Origin of the sequence: Kitasatospora sp. NPDC085895 (genome assembly GCF_040702125.1) — a bacterium.
GTDB classification, from domain to species: Bacteria; Actinomycetota; Actinomycetes; order Streptomycetales; family Streptomycetaceae; genus Kitasatospora; species Kitasatospora arboriphila.
The window spans coordinates 41518-57644 of sequence record NZ_JBFBJY010000034.1; the positions used below are offsets into that span (position 1 = coordinate 41518).

General features: G+C 75.4%; 17 protein-coding genes and 1 pseudogene. 9 read left to right on the forward strand and 9 right to left on the reverse strand.

Annotated elements, in window-relative coordinates:
• Positions 1-55 precede the first annotated feature (55 nt).
• Both AB0442_RS21575 and helR read right to left on the reverse strand, forming a co-directional pair.
• Positions 56-991, reverse strand: a complete 936-nt coding sequence (locus AB0442_RS21575; RefSeq protein ID WP_366164562.1) for a helix-turn-helix domain-containing protein — start codon at positions 989-991, stop codon at positions 56-58.
• Positions 992-1057: 66 nt separating this feature from the next.
• A complete protein-coding gene (helR, locus tag AB0442_RS21580) occupies positions 1058-3223 on the reverse strand; it encodes an RNA polymerase recycling motor ATPase HelR (protein WP_366164563.1) in 2166 nt (721 codons plus the stop codon).
• 345 nt (positions 3224-3568) lie between these two features.
• Here helR and AB0442_RS21585 point away from each other — a divergent pair, with 345 nt between their 5' ends.
• Positions 3569-4291: an SMI1/KNR4 family protein gene (locus AB0442_RS21585; RefSeq protein ID WP_366164565.1), complete on the forward strand. Its 723-nt coding sequence runs from the start codon at positions 3569-3571 to the stop codon at positions 4289-4291.
• Positions 4292-4362: 71 nt separating this feature from the next.
• On the opposite strand, the pseudogene AB0442_RS21590 reads toward AB0442_RS21585, so the two are convergent.
• Positions 4363-4753, reverse strand: a pseudogene (locus tag AB0442_RS21590) (DNA alkylation repair protein); the annotation flags it as partial.
• Between the two features lie 83 nt (positions 4754-4836).
• Between AB0442_RS21590 and AB0442_RS21595 the strand changes: the two are divergent.
• Positions 4837-5250 (forward strand): hypothetical protein, encoded by a 414-nt coding sequence (locus AB0442_RS21595; protein ID WP_366164567.1) that lies wholly within the window; start codon positions 4837-4839, stop codon positions 5248-5250.
• Here AB0442_RS21595 and AB0442_RS21600 read toward each other — a convergent pair.
• The gene (locus tag AB0442_RS21600; protein ID WP_366164569.1) at positions 5229-5714 is read right to left on the reverse strand and encodes a hypothetical protein; all 486 of its coding nucleotides are present in this window, start codon (positions 5712-5714) and stop codon (positions 5229-5231) included. The genes AB0442_RS21595 and AB0442_RS21600 overlap by 22 nt on opposite strands.
• A gap of 263 nt (positions 5715-5977) precedes the next feature.
• Complete coding sequence (locus AB0442_RS21605) at positions 5978-7417, reverse strand: MDR family MFS transporter (protein ID WP_366164571.1); 1440 nt, start codon at positions 7415-7417, stop codon at positions 5978-5980.
• 92 nt (positions 7418-7509) lie between these two features.
• Here AB0442_RS21605 and AB0442_RS21610 point away from each other — a divergent pair, with 92 nt between their 5' ends.
• The 3 genes from AB0442_RS21610 to AB0442_RS21620 all read left to right on the forward strand — a co-directional run bounded on the left by AB0442_RS21610 (position 7510) and on the right by AB0442_RS21620 (position 9911).
• On the forward strand, positions 7510-8070 hold the full coding sequence (locus AB0442_RS21610; protein ID WP_363541585.1) for a TetR/AcrR family transcriptional regulator: 561 nt from the start codon (positions 7510-7512) through the stop codon (positions 8068-8070).
• A 246-nt stretch (positions 8071-8316) separates the two neighbouring features.
• Positions 8317-8961 (forward strand): GAP family protein, encoded by a 645-nt coding sequence (locus AB0442_RS21615; protein ID WP_366164573.1) that lies wholly within the window; start codon positions 8317-8319, stop codon positions 8959-8961.
• A 92-nt stretch (positions 8962-9053) separates the two neighbouring features.
• The gene (locus tag AB0442_RS21620) at positions 9054-9911 is read left to right on the forward strand and encodes a hypothetical protein (protein ID WP_366164575.1); all 858 of its coding nucleotides are present in this window, start codon (positions 9054-9056) and stop codon (positions 9909-9911) included.
• Positions 9912-9920: 9 nt separating this feature from the next.
• Here AB0442_RS21620 and AB0442_RS21625 read toward each other — a convergent pair whose 3' ends face one another.
• Positions 9921-10640 (reverse strand): TetR/AcrR family transcriptional regulator, encoded by a 720-nt coding sequence (locus AB0442_RS21625; RefSeq protein WP_366164577.1) that lies wholly within the window; start codon positions 10638-10640, stop codon positions 9921-9923.
• 245 nt (positions 10641-10885) lie between these two features.
• Here AB0442_RS21625 and AB0442_RS21630 point away from each other — a divergent pair, with 245 nt between their 5' ends.
• The 3 genes from AB0442_RS21630 (at position 10886) to AB0442_RS21640 (ending at position 13588) form a co-directional block, all read left to right on the forward strand.
• On the forward strand, positions 10886-11821 hold the full coding sequence (locus AB0442_RS21630; RefSeq protein ID WP_366164578.1) for an NAD-dependent epimerase/dehydratase family protein: 936 nt from the start codon (positions 10886-10888) through the stop codon (positions 11819-11821).
• Between the two features lie 35 nt (positions 11822-11856).
• The gene (locus tag AB0442_RS21635) at positions 11857-12489 is read left to right on the forward strand and encodes an AAA family ATPase (protein WP_366164580.1); all 633 of its coding nucleotides are present in this window, start codon (positions 11857-11859) and stop codon (positions 12487-12489) included.
• A gap of 139 nt (positions 12490-12628) precedes the next feature.
• Positions 12629-13588, forward strand: a complete 960-nt coding sequence (locus AB0442_RS21640) for a D-2-hydroxyacid dehydrogenase family protein (RefSeq protein WP_366164582.1) — start codon at positions 12629-12631, stop codon at positions 13586-13588.
• Positions 13589-13624: 36 nt separating this feature from the next.
• Here the strand turns inward: AB0442_RS21640 and AB0442_RS21645 are convergent, their stop codons facing one another.
• Positions 13625-14116: an STAS domain-containing protein gene (locus AB0442_RS21645; RefSeq protein WP_366164583.1), complete on the reverse strand. Its 492-nt coding sequence runs from the start codon at positions 14114-14116 to the stop codon at positions 13625-13627.
• Between the two features lie 113 nt (positions 14117-14229).
• Entirely contained in the window at positions 14230-14556 is a 327-nt protein-coding gene (locus AB0442_RS21650) for a hypothetical protein (protein ID WP_366164584.1), read from the reverse strand.
• Positions 14557-14620: 64 nt separating this feature from the next.
• Here AB0442_RS21650 and AB0442_RS21655 point away from each other — a divergent pair, with 64 nt between their 5' ends.
• Positions 14621-14962 carry a hypothetical protein gene (locus AB0442_RS21655; RefSeq protein WP_366164586.1) on the forward strand — a complete coding sequence of 114 codons (342 nt, stop codon included), beginning with the start codon at positions 14621-14623 and terminating at the stop codon, positions 14960-14962.
• Between the two features lie 39 nt (positions 14963-15001).
• On the opposite strand, the gene AB0442_RS21660 is transcribed toward AB0442_RS21655, so the two are convergent.
• Positions 15002-16123, reverse strand: a complete 1122-nt coding sequence (locus AB0442_RS21660) for a Ku protein (protein WP_366164588.1) — start codon at positions 16121-16123, stop codon at positions 15002-15004.
• Between the last annotated feature and the right edge of the window lie 4 nt (positions 16124-16127).

The following is a 16127-nucleotide window of genomic DNA, read 5'->3' on the forward strand; positions in this document are numbered from 1 at the left end:
TGACAGGCAGTGTCCGGCGGCGGTGCGGGAGCGACCCGCCCGCCGTGCACCGACGCTACGGCCGGGCCGTCCGCGGGTCGATGGACTCGGCGCCCGGGCCGTGGTGCTTTCCTCCGCCCGTGCCCGCGCGGAACTCCCCGGGCGTCAGTCCGACCTCGCGACGGAAGAAGCGGCAGAAGTACGCCGGGTCGGCGAAACCCGCGGCCGCCGCGACCTGGCGGACGGTCAGGTCCGTGGCGCTCAGCAGCCGCTTCGCCTCCAGGGTCTGCTGCTGCCGGATCAGCCGTGCGGGGGTGCGGCCGGTCGCCTCCCGGACGAGCTCGTGCAGCCGCCCGGTGGAGACGCCCAGCTCCCGGGCGTAGGAGCCGACGGACCGGTCCGCCCGGCCGGGCTCGGCGACCAGCCGGCCGAACCGGTCGACCAGCGGGTGCGGCCGCGCCGCCGCCGACTCCGCGGCCGGCGGTGCCTGCCGCGGCCGGTCGGGCAGCGCCCGCACGGCGCGTACCAGCAGGACGTGCAGCAGCGCCTGCAGCACACCCGGGTGGCCCGCCCCGGCCGTGCGGTACTCGCCGTCCAGGTCGGCGAGCAGCCCGGCCAGCCGGCGCGCCTCCGCACGGTCGGGCCGCAGCGGCGGGGCGCCGGCCAGCTCCCGGGCCAGTGCCGCGTCCTCGGGGTGGCGCAGCAGGAAGTCCTCCTCGAACAGCAGCACCCAGCCGTCCAGCCCCGCGGCCCGCGCCCAGTGGTGGACCTGGCCCGGCACGATGGCGCAGAGCTGCGGCGGCCGCAGCGGCTGGTCCGCGAGGTCGAGGACGTGGCTGCCGCGGCCGCCGGTGACGTAGGCCAACTCGTAGAAGGAGTGCCGGTGCGGGAAACCGGCCCGGGAGAGCGGGCCGATGGTGTCGAAGGTACCGACGGCGAACGGCAGTCGGCCCCGGTCCGGCACCGCCAGCCGGTGCAACTCGATCCCGGGCGTGCCTCGTTGACGACTCATCGGGCAAGTCTCCCGACCGGGCCCGGACCCGTCCAGTGGTCCAGACCATGGCCGCACTCCGGTGCGTCAGGGGCCGGTCAGCACGGCCAGCTGCCGGGTCGCCCGGGTCATCGCGACGTAGCGGTCGACCGCGCCTCCGACGCCCCCGCCGAACCCCTCCGGGTCGACCAGCACCACCAGGTCGAACTCCAGCCCCTTGGACAGCTCCGGGGTCAGCGAACGGACCCGGCCCGTCCCCCGGAACGAGGGTGCGCCGATCACGCACGCCGTCCCGTCGGGCGAGGAGGCGAGCCAGCCGTCGAGCACCGAGTCCAGGTCCGCCACGGACCCGTGGAGGACCGGGATCCCGCTGCTGCGCACCGAGACCGGCACGTTGGCGTCCGGCAGCACGGCCCGGACGACGTGTTCGGCCTCCGCCATGACCTCCTGCGGCGTGCGGTAGTTGATGCCCAGCGAGGCCAGCTCGATCCGGTCCAGCCCCACCCGCTCCAGGCGCTCCCGCCAGGACTCCGGGAAACCGTGCCGCGCCTGCGCGCGGTCCCCGACGATCGTGAAGCTCCGGGACGGGCAGCGCTGCAGCAGCATCTGCCACTCCGCGTCGGTGAGCTCCTGCGCCTCGTCCACGACGATGTGCGCGAACGGCCCGGCCAGCCGGTCCGGGTCGGTGCCGGGCAGCGCGCTCCCGTCGACCAGGCTGTCCTGGAGGTCCCGGCCGCGCAGCATGGTCACCGCGCCCTCGCCGTCGTCGTCGGCCCGGAGCAGGTCGTCGATGACCCCGGCCATCCGCTCGCGCTCGGCGGCGACCGCGGCCTCCCGGCGGCGCCGGTGCCGGGCCGCCTCCGGGTCGCCGAGCCGCTGCCGTGCGGCGTCCAGCAGCGGCAGGTCGGACACCGTCCACGCCCGGGCGTCCGCGCGCTGCAGCAGCCGGACCTCCTCGCGGCTCAACCAGGGGGCGCACAGCCGCAGGTAGGCGGGCACCGACCACAGGTCGCCGACCAGGTCGGCCGCCTCGATCGTCGGCCAGGCTCGGTGGAGGGTCGTGACCAGCTCCCGGTCCTGCAGCAGCGACCTGCGGAACAGGTCGCGCGGCGGCACCTCCTCCTCCCCGTGCTCGTCCTCGTGCCGGTCCAGCAGGATCGTGACCAGTTCCTCCCAGATCTGGTCGCGCGCCTCGTTGTGCGGCGTGCCCGGATCGGGCGCGTCGAAGGCGTCGGCCCAGTCCGCGGCGCTCAGCCGGAGGTCGGACCAGTGCGTCGACACCGTCATCCCCTCGGTCGGCGGCTCCTCGTAGATCCGCACCGCCGCCTCGATCGCCTTCACCATGGCCGCCGACGACTTCAGCCGGGCCACCTCCGGGTCGCCCTCGACGCCCGCGTCGGCGCCCTCGGCGACCAGGTCCCGCAGGGTGCAGGTCTGCACGCCGTCCTCGCCGAGGCTCGGCAGCACGTCGGCGACGTACGCCAGGTACGGCTGGTGCGGGCCGACGAACAGCACGCCGCCGCGGCGGTGGCCGAGCCGCGGGTCGGAGTGCAGCAGGTAGGCGGATCGGTGCAGCGCGACGACCGTCTTGCCGGTGCCCGGGCCGCCGTCGACCACCAGCGCCCCGCGGGAGCCCGCGCGGACGATCGCGTCCTGGTCGGCCTGGATGGTGCCGAGCACGTCCCGCATCCGGGCCGACCGGCTGCTGCCCAGGCCGGCGATAAAGGCCGACTGGTCGTCCAGGGCGGCGTGCCCCTCCAGGCCGTCCGCCGTGAACACCTCGTCCCAGTAGTCGCCGATCCGGCCGCGCGTCCACCGGTACCGGCGGCGGCTCGCCAGGCCCATCGGGTTGCCGTGCGTCGCGGCGAAGAACGGCTCGGCCGCGGGGGTGCGCCAGTCGATCAGCAGCCGGCGGCCGGTGTCGTCGGTCAGGCCGAGCCGCCCGACGTACACCGGATCGGCGCCGTCCGCGGCGACGATCCGGCCGAGGCACAGGTCCAGCCCGAAGCGGCGCAGCGCGCGCAGCCGGGCGGTCAGCCGGTGGATCTCCGCGTCCCGGTCCATCGCAGCCCGGCCCGGGCCGCCGGGCGCCCTGCGCATCTCGTCGAGGCGGCCGGACAGTTCGGCGGTCTCCCGGTCCAGGGCCCTCGCGACGGTCGCGAAGTGCCGCTCGTCGGCGGCGATCAGCGCCGGGTCCGCCTTGGCGGCGAGGTGCCCGGGCAGGTCGAACGCACCGGTGGTCGAAGGGTTCATCTCACGCACTCCGATCCGAGGCCGCACCCGCACCGTCCCGCGTCCCGTGAACGGGCATACCTGAACACACGTCGTGAATCTCCCAAATCCGCAGCTACCAGCTCAGACGAGCGATTGTGCGGCATCACGGGGGCCTTGCCGCAAGACCCCCGGTGCGCTATACGTTGAGAGTGGCAAGGGACGGGTTCACTCCCTTGCCTTCGTCGTCCGCGCTGCCGGACCCCCGCCCGTGCACCGCCTGCTGCGGACGCCGTACGCGCCCCCCGCCCTTGAAGTCCTGCCGTCTTGGCGTCCCTTGTCGTCCCGCCGACGGGGCGGCCAGTGGCAGGGGGTAGCGTCGGCGGCATGCCCGACGCCGTCGACGTGTCCGCGGCCCTGCGCGGCGGAGTGCCCACCCGCGACCGGGCCTCCGCCTTCCTGCGCTGGTTCGCGGAGGCCTGGACGGACCGGCCGCTGCGACCGGAGGACGGCTGCCCCGCTGACGAACTCGCCGCCGCGGAGGCCGAACTGGGCTTCGCACTCCCCGCCGCACTGCGCGAGGGCTACGCCCTCCTCGGCCGCCGGGACGACCTGACCCGGCACCAGGACCCGCTCGTCCCGCCGGGCGGCCTCCATGTCGACGACGCCCTCGGCGGACTGCTGGTCTTCCGCCGCGAGAACCAGGACTGCGCGGCCTGGGCGGTCCCGCTCGACCTCGCCGACCGGGACGACCCGCCCGTGCTGGTGGAGTCCCACCGGGGCTGGATCCCCTTCCTCGACCGGATGTCCCTCGCCTGGGTCGAACTCGTGCTCAGCGAGTCGCTGTTCGCCGCGGTCAGCACCTACGACGCCTGCGAACTGCCGGACACCCTCCTCCCGCGGCTGCACGCGGGGTACACCCGCCTCGACCTGCCCGACCACCCGATGTGGGCCTGCGACGAGGACTCGCCCGTGCGCTGGTACGCCGCCCCCGGCCGCCTGCTGCGCCGCGACGGCGTGCAGGACCGCTCCTGGCTCCACGCCCGCGGCCGGACGCCCGGCGACCTCGACGCCCTCCGCGCCGACCTCCCCGGCCCCTGGGTCTGCTGACGGCCGCCCGCGCGGCGGCACCCCGGCCCGGTGCCGTCCGCCGCTGCGGTGGTGCCCCCGACGAGCTGCGCCCGGCGGCGGACCGTCCCGGTGATCCGGACGGGTGCGAACGGCGAGGTGCAGCCCGGTGGGGTCGGGTGGTCCTCGAGGACGTGCAGGCGCTCGCCGATGCCGATCGCGCGGGCACGGTGCTCGGCGCTCGCGACCACCGGAACCGGATCGGCGGACCGGGCGACCCGCGGCTCCTCGGCGTGCGGGCTCTTCTTCACCACGTGGTTGACGAGCCAGTCCTGCACCTTGGGCGTGCGGCCCCGCGCAGCGTGCCGTCCAACTCGTCGCGCCCGAAGACCTTCGGACGGCAGATCAGGGCGGCCGGCAGCCGTCCGCGCGGAGTCGCCCGTGGGCCCGGAGTCCGCGGGCGAGGTCGTGCTGGGTCTTCAGCCGCTCGGCGATCGCGCCCAGCCCACGGTCGCGGTTCGGCTCGGTCCGGTGGCAGGCCTTCGAGGGGCGCAGCGCCGGCCCGCGGACCCCGGTAGGGTGCCGCCATGACCGAGCCGGTGCGCTTCCCCGTCCGTCCGGTGCGCGCCGTGCGGTACCGCAAGCACGGCGTCGGCGGCTGCGGTCCGTTCGTCGACGTCACCCTGGACTTCGAGCCCGCCGAGGACGGTGTCGTCTTCGAGGTGGCGTCCGGTGTGCTGGCCGACTGGGACTGGCCGGAGGACCTGCCGGTCTTCTTCGCCGCCTGCGAGCACGGCGTCCGCGACGAACTCTCCGCGGCGGCGCCCGGTACCCGGCCCGCCGTGCGGGTGGTGCTGACCGGCGCCCGCGCCCACGCCGTCGACTCCGGCGAGTACGCCTTCCTGCTCGGCGGCCGGCACGCGACCCGCGAAGCCCTCGCGAGAGCCGCGGCCCGGGACGCGCCCGCGCCGGACGGAGGTCAGTCCTCGGCGCCGAGGTAGACGGCCGGACCCTCCAGCTGCATCCGCCGTTCGACGAAGAACCGCGAGGCCGCCACCACCGCACCCCCGACGGCGCCCAGCAGCGCCGCTGCCGTGCCCTCGCCGCTGCCGACACTGCCGAGGCCCGCGTACGCGCCGAGCACCGCACCGACCAGGACCGGGCCCCGCTCGTCCGGCTCCGCGCGCTCGACGATCTCCACGAAGGCCACCGCGAGGCGGCTCGCACCGGCCCGGTCCCTGATCCGTGCCGCGCAGCCCGCCGGGTCGGCGCCGTCGAAGGCCAGCCGTCCGAGCTCGCGCACGTCCTCGACCTCGTCCCGGGTGAGCCCGACCGTGGTGAGCCGCAGCAGGTGGTAGCGCAGCCGTCCGAGCGCGGCGTCCTCGAAGACGAAGTCCCGGGCGATGCGGAACGCCCTGCCGGTCTCGGGGGAGGGACCCGGATCCTGGGCACGGCTCGTGGGCACGGTGGTCCCTTCCTGGAAGCGCAGGCGGTCGCCGGACCGGTTCTCGGCATCCGTCCGGTCATCCGTGCCCGGTTCGGCCGCCGGCCGACCACCTGTCCTGCGGATCTGCCCCGACCGGGCGAGTGGCCGGACGCCCGCTGCCACCGTCCGGGTGTCCGGGGGAGTGCCGCACCCCGCCCGGCGGGTGCTGTCGGCCGGAAGCCGCAGTCCGGAAGCCCGCCGGTCGGGAGAGGCCGGTCGAGAGCGGTCGACCGTTCGGGTGATCAGGGCCGCCGGCGGCCGGGCAGCAGCATGCAGAGCGGCACGGCGACGGCGGTGAGGCCGGCCGACCACCAGAAGGCGTCGGCGAAGCCGCTGGCCAGGGCGTCCGGGGTGCGGGCTCCGCCCGTGGCGTGCTGGAGGACGACCGCGAGCGCGGCGGTGCCCACCGAGCCGCCGACCTGCTGGGCGATCCGGGTGATGATGCTCGCGTCCGGGATCTCCCGGTGTCCCAGGCCGGTGAAGGCGGCGCCGCTGAGCGGGATCATGACGGCGCCCATGCCGATGCCGCGGAGGAGCAGTGCGGCCATCAGCGGCAGCTCGCCGGAGTCGGCGGTGGCGAGCGCGAACGGCACGGTCGCCGCGGTGGTGAGCACGAACCCGGCGAGGGCGACCGGACGCGGCCCGAGACGGTCGGTGAGGCCGCCGGCCAGGGTGCGGGCGAGCAGCGCGCCGACGCCCTGCGGGACGAGGAGCAGCCCGGCGCCGAGCGCGTCCTCGCCGCGGACCTGCTGCCAGTACAGCGGCAGCAGCAGCATCGCCCCGTACAGGGCGGCGCCGGCCAGGAAGCCCAGGGCGGAGGACGAGGCCAGCGCCCGGTGGCGCAGGAGCCGCAGGTCGACCAGGGCACCGGCGCGGGTCAGGGCCCGTGCGGTGAATCCGCCGATCAGGGCGAGCCCGCCGAGCAGCGGCACCAGCACCCCGGCGCTCGCGAAGCCCGCGCTGCCCGCGACCCGGGACAGGCCGTGGACGGTCGCCGCGACCCCCGGGGAGAGCAGTAGCAGGCCGACGGCGTCGAGACGGGTGCGGGAGCCGTCGGGTGCGGGCCGGTCGTCGGGCAGGTTGCGCCGGGCCAGCCAGGCGCCGACGGCGCAGAAGGGCACGTTGACGAGGAAGAGCCAGCGCCAGTCGGCCACGCTCAGCACGACGCCGCCCAGCACGGGGCCGAGGACGGGACCGAGTGCGGTGGGCAGGGTGACGGCGGCCATCACCCGGCCGATGTTGCGCCCCTTCGCGGCCTGGACGACCAGGGTGGCCATGAGCGGCATCATGATGCCGCCGCCGATCCCCTGGACGACGCGGAAGACGATGAGGGCGGGCGCGTTCCACGCCAGGGCGCTCAGCACCGAGCCGAGCAGGAACACGCCCAGGGCGGCGATCCACAGGCGCCTGCCGCCGAGCCGGGCCTGCGCCCAGCCGGCGAGCGGGACGGTGGCGAAGACGGCCAGCAGGTAGCCGGTGCTCACCCACTGGATCGTGGCGAGCGGAGCGCCGAGTTCGCGGGCCAGGTCGCCGAGGGCGACGGTGACGACGGTGGTGTCGAAGACGACGGCGAGGGCGCCGACCACGACGGTGAAGGCCGTGCGCCACAGGGCGGGGTCGATGCGGTCGGGGTCGGGCGCCGTCGTTCCGGCGCCGGCCCCGGTGATCTCGGGGATGCTCACGGGCAACCGCCTTAAGATATAGAGTCCTATCTTGCGGCGCCCAGCGTAGGGCGGCGGGATAAGATAGGCAAGTCTTTCTAATGGAGGTGCGGATGCCCGAGCGGCGCCGCGGGGCGGCACTGGAGAAGGCACTCCTCGACGCGGCCTGGGAGGAACTCACGGCCAACGGGTACGCCCGGTTCACCATGGACGCCGTCGGCCGCCGCGCCGGCACCAGCCCCCCGGTGCTCTACCGTCGCTGGGCCGACCGCGACGAGCTCGTCCGCGCCGCGATCGCCCACGTCCTGGAGGAGTCCCGGATCGAGGCGCCCGACACCGGGAGCCTGCGCGAGGACGTCCTCACCCTGATGCGGACGATCAACGCCACCCGCGTCCGGCTCGTCACCGTGATGAGCGTGCACCTGGCCGGCTACTACCAGGAGACGGGCACCGGCCCCGGCGACCTCCTCGCCGGCGGGCACGAGCCCAGCGGCGACGTGCTCTTCGAACGGGCCGCCGCCCGCGGCGAGATCGACCCGGACCGCCTCAGCGACCGGATCAAGGCCCTCCCCTTCGACCTGCTGCGCCACGAGATCCTCACGACCTACGCCCCCGTGCCCGACCACGTCCTCGAGGAGATCGTCGACACGATCTTCCTCCCGCTCGTGCGCTGACGGCGGCGGCCGGCCGGATGGGGCGGCGCGGGGTCCGTCGGTGGAATCGGATCATGGCGACGACGATCCGGGTGACCGTCGAGACCCCGGTGGCATTCCGGGCGGTGTCGGCGTGGTCCGCTTGACCGGTGCGGCGGCGGGCCGGAGAGTCGGGGTGCGGCGCCGCGGGTGCCGCCCGTCCGTGCCCGACCGGCCCGCCCGTCCGGAGACGGCAGGCGGCCCCGACCTTCGGGAGCGGCTGAGGCGATGCTGGTCGACCTGGTCGTGATCGGCACGGCCATCACCCTCGGGCCCCTGCACAACAGCGCCTTCATCCTGCTGCTCTCCTCGCAGCGCGGCGCCCGCAAGGGCCTGGCCTTCGTGCTGTCCTGGCTCGCCAACCTGGTCGCGGTGGTGGTGTGCGTGCTGCTGCTGACCGGCGGAACCCCGCCCGCCCGCCACAGCACGCCGTCGACCGCGGCCGACGCCGCCGAGCTGGCCATCGGCGTCGGCCTGGCGGGCTACGCCGTGTACCGCCACCGGCGGCCGCCCCGGCCGCACGGCCCGCCGCGCTGGACGGCCCGGGTCGACAACGCCTCGCTCGGCACCGCGGCCGGACTCGCCTGGCTGCTGCAGCCCTGGGCGCTGGTCGGGGCCGGCGCGGCCGTCGTCGTCGACGCCGACCTCTCCTCCCTCACCGACTGGATCGCCCTGATCGTCTACTGCCTGCTGGCCACGCTCAGCCTGGCCCTCATGGAGGTGTACGCCCTCCGGTCGCCGGCCGCCGCGAACGCCCGGCTGAACGGCCTGCGGACCTGGCTGACGCAGCACCAGGAGCGGCTGATCGTCACACTGTCGCTGGTGGCGGGCCTGTACCTGACCGCCAGGGGCATCTACCAGATCGTCGCCTGACGGTCCGTCGACCATTTCGGTCATTTCGCCCCGGCAGGCGGGTGCCCCCGCTATCGTCGGCCGGAATGCAACGGCGGCACCGGGGGGTGGCGATGTCAGGACACTACGGTCCCGGGGTCGGACGGGCGGACGGGGGCGGCTGCGGGTGCGCCGTCCTCCTGCTGTTCCCCGGCTGGTTCGTCGCCGGGTACCTGCTCGCCCTGCCCGCGGTGCTGCCCTGGGTGATGGCCGCCTCCAGCACGCCGCAACCCCCGCTGCAGGCCTCCCAGCGGGCCGTGCTGTGGGCGATCTCCGTCTTCACCGCGCTGCTGCTGGGCTGGACGGCCGGCGGCCGGGGCAGACCGCGGCCGGTCGCCCTGCTCGTCCGTGCCGCCCTGATCGGCGCCGCGGCGGCCGGTGCCGCGCTCGCCGCTCCGGCGGTCGTCCGGGCCGGGCTGGCGGGCCGGTCGCTCGGTGACCCGGCGACCCAGGCGGCCGGCGAGCACGTGCTCGCGGCCACCCTCGGCACGGTGGCCTCCGCCGTCGCCACCGCGGTCTGCTACTACGTCGTCCGCTGGTGGGGGCGGCGCGGCGCGGCACCGGCCGCACCCGCGCGGCCGGTGCACATCCCCGTCCGTCCGCGTACCACCGTCCGCCGGCCCGCCCCCGGCGAGGTCTGGCTGGCCGAGATCCCGCTGCGCGAGGACCGCAGTCAGGCGCTGCGGCACTACTGCGTCGTCCTGGAGAGCCACGCCTCGCACGCCACCGTCCTGCAGATCACCAGCCAGTCGAAGGATCACCGCGACGACTTCGTCAAGATGCCCAACGACGGCTGGGACCTGGTCTCCGGCAAGGACCACTGGCTGGAGCTGCGGCGCCGCGACGTGCCGTACCGGCAGTTCCTCAAGAACACCCCGCAGGGGCTCTGCCCGTCGGACACCTGGCAGGAGATCGTCCGCGCCGGGGCCTGAAGGCCGGCCTCAGCCGGCCGCGGGCACGATCCCGAGCAGGGTGCCGATCCGGCGGATCTCGTGGTCGAAGTAGGCCCGCGGGTCGGCGACGATCGCCGAGCGGTGGCCGAACACCTCGAAGGAGACCGCGCCGCACAGGTACGTCCAGGCCGAGACGCCCGCGACCACGAGGTCGGCGGGCACCTCGGCGGGCAGCCGGTCGAGCAGCGGCTGCAGTGCTTGCCGCGCCTCCTCGGGCGCGGCGGGTGCCGGGCCGGGGCGGTAGCCGCCCGCCGCCGCGGCCTCCGCGAACAGGGCGCCGATCAGGAACGGCAGGCGGGTGCCGGGGGCGGTGGTGTCCTCCGGGGCGGAGTAGCCGGGGACGGGGGAGCCGTAGATCAGCGCGTACTCGTGCGGGTGGGCCACCGCCCAGTCGCGGACGGCGTGGCACAGGGCCGTCCAGCGCTCGGCCGGCTCCCGGTCCGCCGCCGCGGTGACGGCCGCGTCCGCCGCGTCGCCCAGGGCGTCGTAGCTGTCGGTGATGAGCGCGGTGAGCAGCGCGTCCCGCCCGGGGAAGTACCGGTAGAGCGCGGAGGCGGAGACCAGGCCGATGTCCCGGGCCACCCCACGCAGCGAGAGGCCGTCCGGGCCGTGCTCGGCGAGCTGGCGGCGGGCCGCCTCCTTGATGTCCCGGGTGAACTCGATGCGGGCGCGTTCGCGGGCGGTGAGCGGCTTGGGGGCGGCGGGCATGGCCACCATCCTGGCAGTCGGCGAGAACGGTGGCAACGATCGAGCACGGCCCGCGCCGACGAGAACGGCGCGCATGGGAGAGAACGGTGTTCTTGACAGTGGCGGCCGCGTCCGCCAGGCTCGTGGTCGAGCGAGAACGGCGTTCTCGCACACCGTCGCACCGCGCTGCCGCGCACTGCACCGCAGCGCAATGCGGTGCAGTGCGCCGTCACCGCCCGCCCGACCCGTCCCTGGGGGAGCCCATCGTGAGCAAGCACCTGATCGTCGGCGCCGGCCCCGTCGGCACCGCCGCCGCCCGGCTGCTCGCCGACCGCGGCGAGGAGGTCACCGTGGTGACCCGCTCCGGCCGCACGGCCGCACCGCTGCCCGGCGTGCGACACCTGCGCCTCGACGCCACCGACGCCGAGGCCCTGGGCGCGGCCGCCGCCGGTGCCGCCGTCCTCTACAACTGCGCCAACCCCGCCTACCACCGGTGGGCGACCGACTGGCCGCCGCTCGCCGCCGCACTGCTCGGCGCCGCCGAGAGCTCCGGAGCCGTCCTCGCCACGGTCGGCAACCTGTACGGCTACGGCGCGGTCGACGGGCCGATGACCGAGGACACCCCGCTGGCCCCCAACACCGTCAAGGGCGCGGTCCGGGCCAAGATGTGGCAGGACGCCGAGGCCCTGCACCGGGCCGGGCGGATCCGCGCCACCGAGGTCCGCGGCTCCGACTACGTCGGCCCCGGCGCGGAGAGCGTGCTCGGCGAGCGCGTGGTGCCCCGGGTGCTCGCCGGCCGAGGTGTCCAGGTGCTCGGCGACCCCGACACCACGCACAGCTGGACGTACACCCTCGACGCCGCCCGGCTGCTGGTAGCCGTCGGCAGCGACGAACGCGCCTGGGGCCGGCCCTGGCACGTCCCCGGTAACCCGCCGCGCACCCAGCGCGAGGCCGTCGCCGACCTCGCCCGCGCCGCCGGCCTGCCGCCGGTGCCGGTGAGCCGGATCCCCGGCCCGGTGCTCGCCCTGCTCGGTCTGGTGAACCCCACCGTCCGGGCCGTCCGTGAGACCGCCTACCAGCTGGAACGGCCCTTCGTGATGGACTCCGCCGCCGCCGAGCGGACCTTCGGCCTGACTCCCACCCCCTGGCAGGAGGTGCTGACCGCGGTCGTCGAGGCCCACCGCGGCCCGCAGCCCGCGTGACCGGCGTCCCGGCGCCGGCGGAGGGGGGTCGGGCCGTGCTCCTGTGGATCAACGGCCCCTTCGGCGGCGGCAAGACGCAGACCGCGTACGAGCTCCGCCGACGGCTGCCCGGCAGCGTCGTCTGCGACCCCGAGCACCTCGGCTTCGGCCTGCACCGGATGCTGCCGCCCGCCCTGCGCGGCGACTTCCAGGACCTGGAGACGTGGCGCCGGGGTGTCTTCGAGGTCCTCGACCTGGTGCTCGACCGGCACCCCGGGCCCGTCCTCGTGCCGATGACCGTCGTCGACCCGCAGTACTTCCGGGAGACCGTCGGCCGGCTGCGCGACCGCGGCCACGACGTCCGGCACTTCGCCCTGCTCGCGGAACGGGACACGGTGCTCCGCAGGCTGCGCGGCCGCGGCCTCGGCCACGCCCTGCGGGCCGCCGCGGGCAAGGACGCGCCGCTGCGCCGCGAGAGCTTCGCGGTGTCCAGGCTCGACCTGTGCCTGGAGCGCCTGCGGGGCGAGGAGTTCGCCGAGCACCTGTGGACCGACCGGCTGACCGTCGCCCAGGCCGCGGACCGGATCGCCGCGTCGGCCGGGATCCGGCTCGCCCCCGACACCGGCGGCCCGCTGCGCGGCGCCCTCCGGCGGACCTGGACGAGCCTCCGGCACATCCGCTTCGACTGATGGCGCCTCGGCTGACGGCGCCTCCGCTGACGTCGCGTCGGCCGGCAGCGGCGGCGGGATAGCCTGCACGTGATCACCGGTGGCCATCGGTGACCGGCAGGGCCCGCCGCGGCCTTCCGAACCCCGAGAGGACTGCAGGATGCAGCTGCGCTGTGCCGTGCTCGACGACTTCCAGGACGTCGCGACGACCGTCGCGGACTGGTCGCGGCTGGACGGCCGGGTCGAGGTCGTGAGCTTCCGCGAGCACTTCACCGACGAGGACGCGCTCGCCGCCGCGCTCGCCGACTTCGACATCGTGGTGACCCTGCGCGAGCGGGTGGCCTTCCCCGGCACGCTGCTGCGCCGGCTGCCCGGGCTGCGGCTGCTGATCGCCTCCGGCATGCGGAACTCCGTCATCGACCGGGCGGCCGCCGCCGAACTCGGCATCACCGTCTGCGGCACGCAGAGCCTCTCCACCCCACCGGTCGAACTCACCTGGGCGCTGATCCTCGGACTCGCCCGCGGCCTGGTCGCCGAGTCGACCGCCCTGCGGCAGGGCGGCCCGTGGCAGAGCACCGTCGGCGCCGACCTGCACGGCCGCCGGCTCGGCCTGCTCGGCCTCGGCAAGATCGGCAGCCGGGTGGCGCAGGTCGGCCTGGCCTTCGGCATGGACGTCGTCGCCTGGAGCCCGAACCTCACCGCGGAACGGGCCGGCGAGGTCGGCGTCGCCCTCGCCCCGTCCAAGGAGGAACTGCTCGCGAGCAGTGACGTGGTCTCCGTCCACCTGGCCCTCGGCGAGCGGAGCCGCGGGCTGCTGGGTGCACCCGAACTCGCACTGATGAAGCCCACCGCCTACCTGGTGAACACCTCCCGGGCCGCGATCGTCGACCAGGAGGCCCTGCTCGCCGCCCTGCACGAGGGCCGGATCGCGGGCGCGGGCGTCGACGTCTTCGACGTCGAGCCGCTGCCGGCGGACCACCCGATGCGCACCGCTCCCCGGCTGCTCGCCACCCCGCACCTCGGCTACGTCTCGCGCGGCAACTACGAGACGTACTACGGCCAGGCGGTGGAGGACATCGAGGCGTTCCTGGCCGGCACGCCCGTCCGCCTGCTCGGCTGACCGCCGACGCCGCCGCCCACCGGGCCCGACCCGTCCTCACGGGCTCGGGCGCTGCTCCGGAAGCTCCGTGTCCGTGTCCGTGTCCGCGATCGTGTCTGCGGTGGTTGCGGTGTCAGCGGCCGCCTCCACGGCCTCGACGGCTTCCTCGAGGGCTGTCGCCATCGCCTCCTCCACCGAGTCGTAGACGGCGAGGACGGCCCGGCGGCCGGTCTCGTCCAGGACCCGGCTGACGGCGGGGCTGGCCGCCGACAGGCGGAGCCGGACACCGGCGGCCCGGGCGTCCTCGCCGAACCGCAGCAGGTAGTCCATCGCGGCGGAGTCGCACACCAGGACGCGGGCGAGGTCGAGGACCAGCAGCCGCCGACCGGTCCGGAGGGCCAGGTCGAGGCCCTGCCCGGCCTGGAGCAGGCCGGCTTCGGTGAGGGTGCCGGTCACCCGGCACAGCGCGCCGTCGTCGCCGACGGCGTCGCACACCATCTCCAGTGCGGCCGGATCCCTGAGCGGCCCGCCGTGCAGGTCGTCGGTCATGCGTTCCGCACCTCCCTGCGGCTGCCGGACGGACGAGGGTGCCGTCGCGCCTACCCGCCCCCGCCCGGTTCGGACGGTAAGCAGGGAAAACTACGCGATCGACCCGCTGCCCGTCACATCCCGGCGGTCCGGCGCCGCATCGGCGGCCGGTCCAGCACCTCGACGTGGACGATCCGGTCGTCGACCACGTCGAGGACGAGCAGGCCCGCGTCGGCGAGCAGCGGTACGGCGCGGTGGCCCGGCCCGTACGGCTGGCCCGGCGGGTGCTCGGAGGTGCGGATGCTCTGGCAGGACGCCTCGCCGCAGCCGCACTCCGCCACCAGCCGCAGCGCAGGGACGCCCGCGGCCAGCCGGTGTTCGCCCTCCTCCAGCAGGAGGGCGGTCAGTTCGTCGGCGAGGTCCGGGAGGACGTCGCGGACCAGCGGGCGGGTCCGATCCATGGCGGGAGAGTAGTGGGCGAGGCCGCCCATTGCCAGATGGGAACATGTGTTCGAGAATGAAGGGGTGGTCGCCGATGTCCCGTTCTCGCGTGCGGCCCGGCCGCCGACCGTGCCGGGGGACGTGGTGTTCGCCCCGCAGGCACTGATGAACGGACCCGGTCCGTGCCGGGACGTCGCACCGCGCTGGCGCTGGGTGCAGATCCGGCTCGGCGGCGGCTGGCGGCCCGCCGAGCTCACCACCTGGCGCCGGTACCGCGGCAGCACCGCCTGGGTCGCCCTCGTCCGCTGGGGGAGCGGCGCGGCCGACCGGGGCTGGGTGCTCTACGACCCGTCCGCCTTGCAGCCGGCGCCGGAGCCCGCCGCACCCCGGCCCGGCGGCACGCCCCGGACGTCCGGCCGGCTCTGAAGGTCCCGGCGGTGCCCCGGCCGTGAAGGCCCCGGCCGGTCAGGACGCCGTGCGAAGCCCGCGGCCGGCCTTCTCCACCGCGGCCTGCAGCTCGTCGCGGTTCATCGCCGAGCGGTGCGGGATGCCGAGCTCCGTGGCCCGCTTGTAGAGCTCGGGCTTGGTCAGCTTCGACAGGTCCTCCGCCGCCTTCGACGAACCGACCCGCTTCTTCTCCGGCGCCGCGCCGCCGCGGTCCGCCGCCGACGAGGTGCTCTTCTTGCCGCCCGCGGCCTTCGGCGTCCGCCCGGCCTTCGCCCGCGGGGCGGACCCGGTCGCCTCCGCGGCCCCGCCCGAGTCGCGCTTCGCGGCCCCGCCCGAGTCGCGCTTCGCGGCCCCGCCGCGGGCGTCGTCCAGGCTCCGCCGCAGGACGTCCATCAGGTCCACGACGTTGGTGGCCTCGGTCGGCGGGCCCTCGGAGAGCACCGTCTCCCGGCCGGCCTGCTTGTCCTCGATGAGGCGGCGGACCTGCTCCTCGAAGGTGTCCCGGTACTCCTCCGGGTCCCAGTCGACGGCCAGCGTGTCGATCAGCTGCTCCGCCGTGCGCAGCTCGGCGCCGCTGAACTTCTCCCGGCCGTCCGGCAGGTCGTCGATCTCCCGGCGCGGGTCCCGCACCTCGTCGGCGAAGTGCATGGTGTGGAGTTCCAGCAGGCCGTTCTCCGAGCGGACGGCCGTCAGGTACTCCTTGCCGCGCATGGAGAACATCGCCAGCCCGGCCCGGTTCGACCGCTCCAGGGCCTTGGTCAGCAGGGCGTAGACCTTGCCGTACTCCTTGCCCTTCGGGCCCAGGTAGTACGTCTTGTCGAAGTAGATCGGCTCGATCTCGCCGAGGTCGACGAAGCCGGAGACGTCGATCGTCCGCGATCGGCCGGGCGAGATCTGCTCCAGTTCCTCCGGCTCCACGACGACGTACTCGCCGTCGCCGACCTCGTAGCCCTTCACGATGTCGCCGAAGGCGACCTCCTCGCCGGTGCGCTCGTTGACCCGGCGGTTGCGCACCCGGTCCGAGGTGCCGCGTTCGAGCTGGTGGAAGCGGACGGTGTGGCTGTCCGTCGCCGTGTACAGCGCCACCGGCACGGTCACGAGGCCGAACGTCAGGACACCCGTCCACACTGGCCTGGTCATCGCC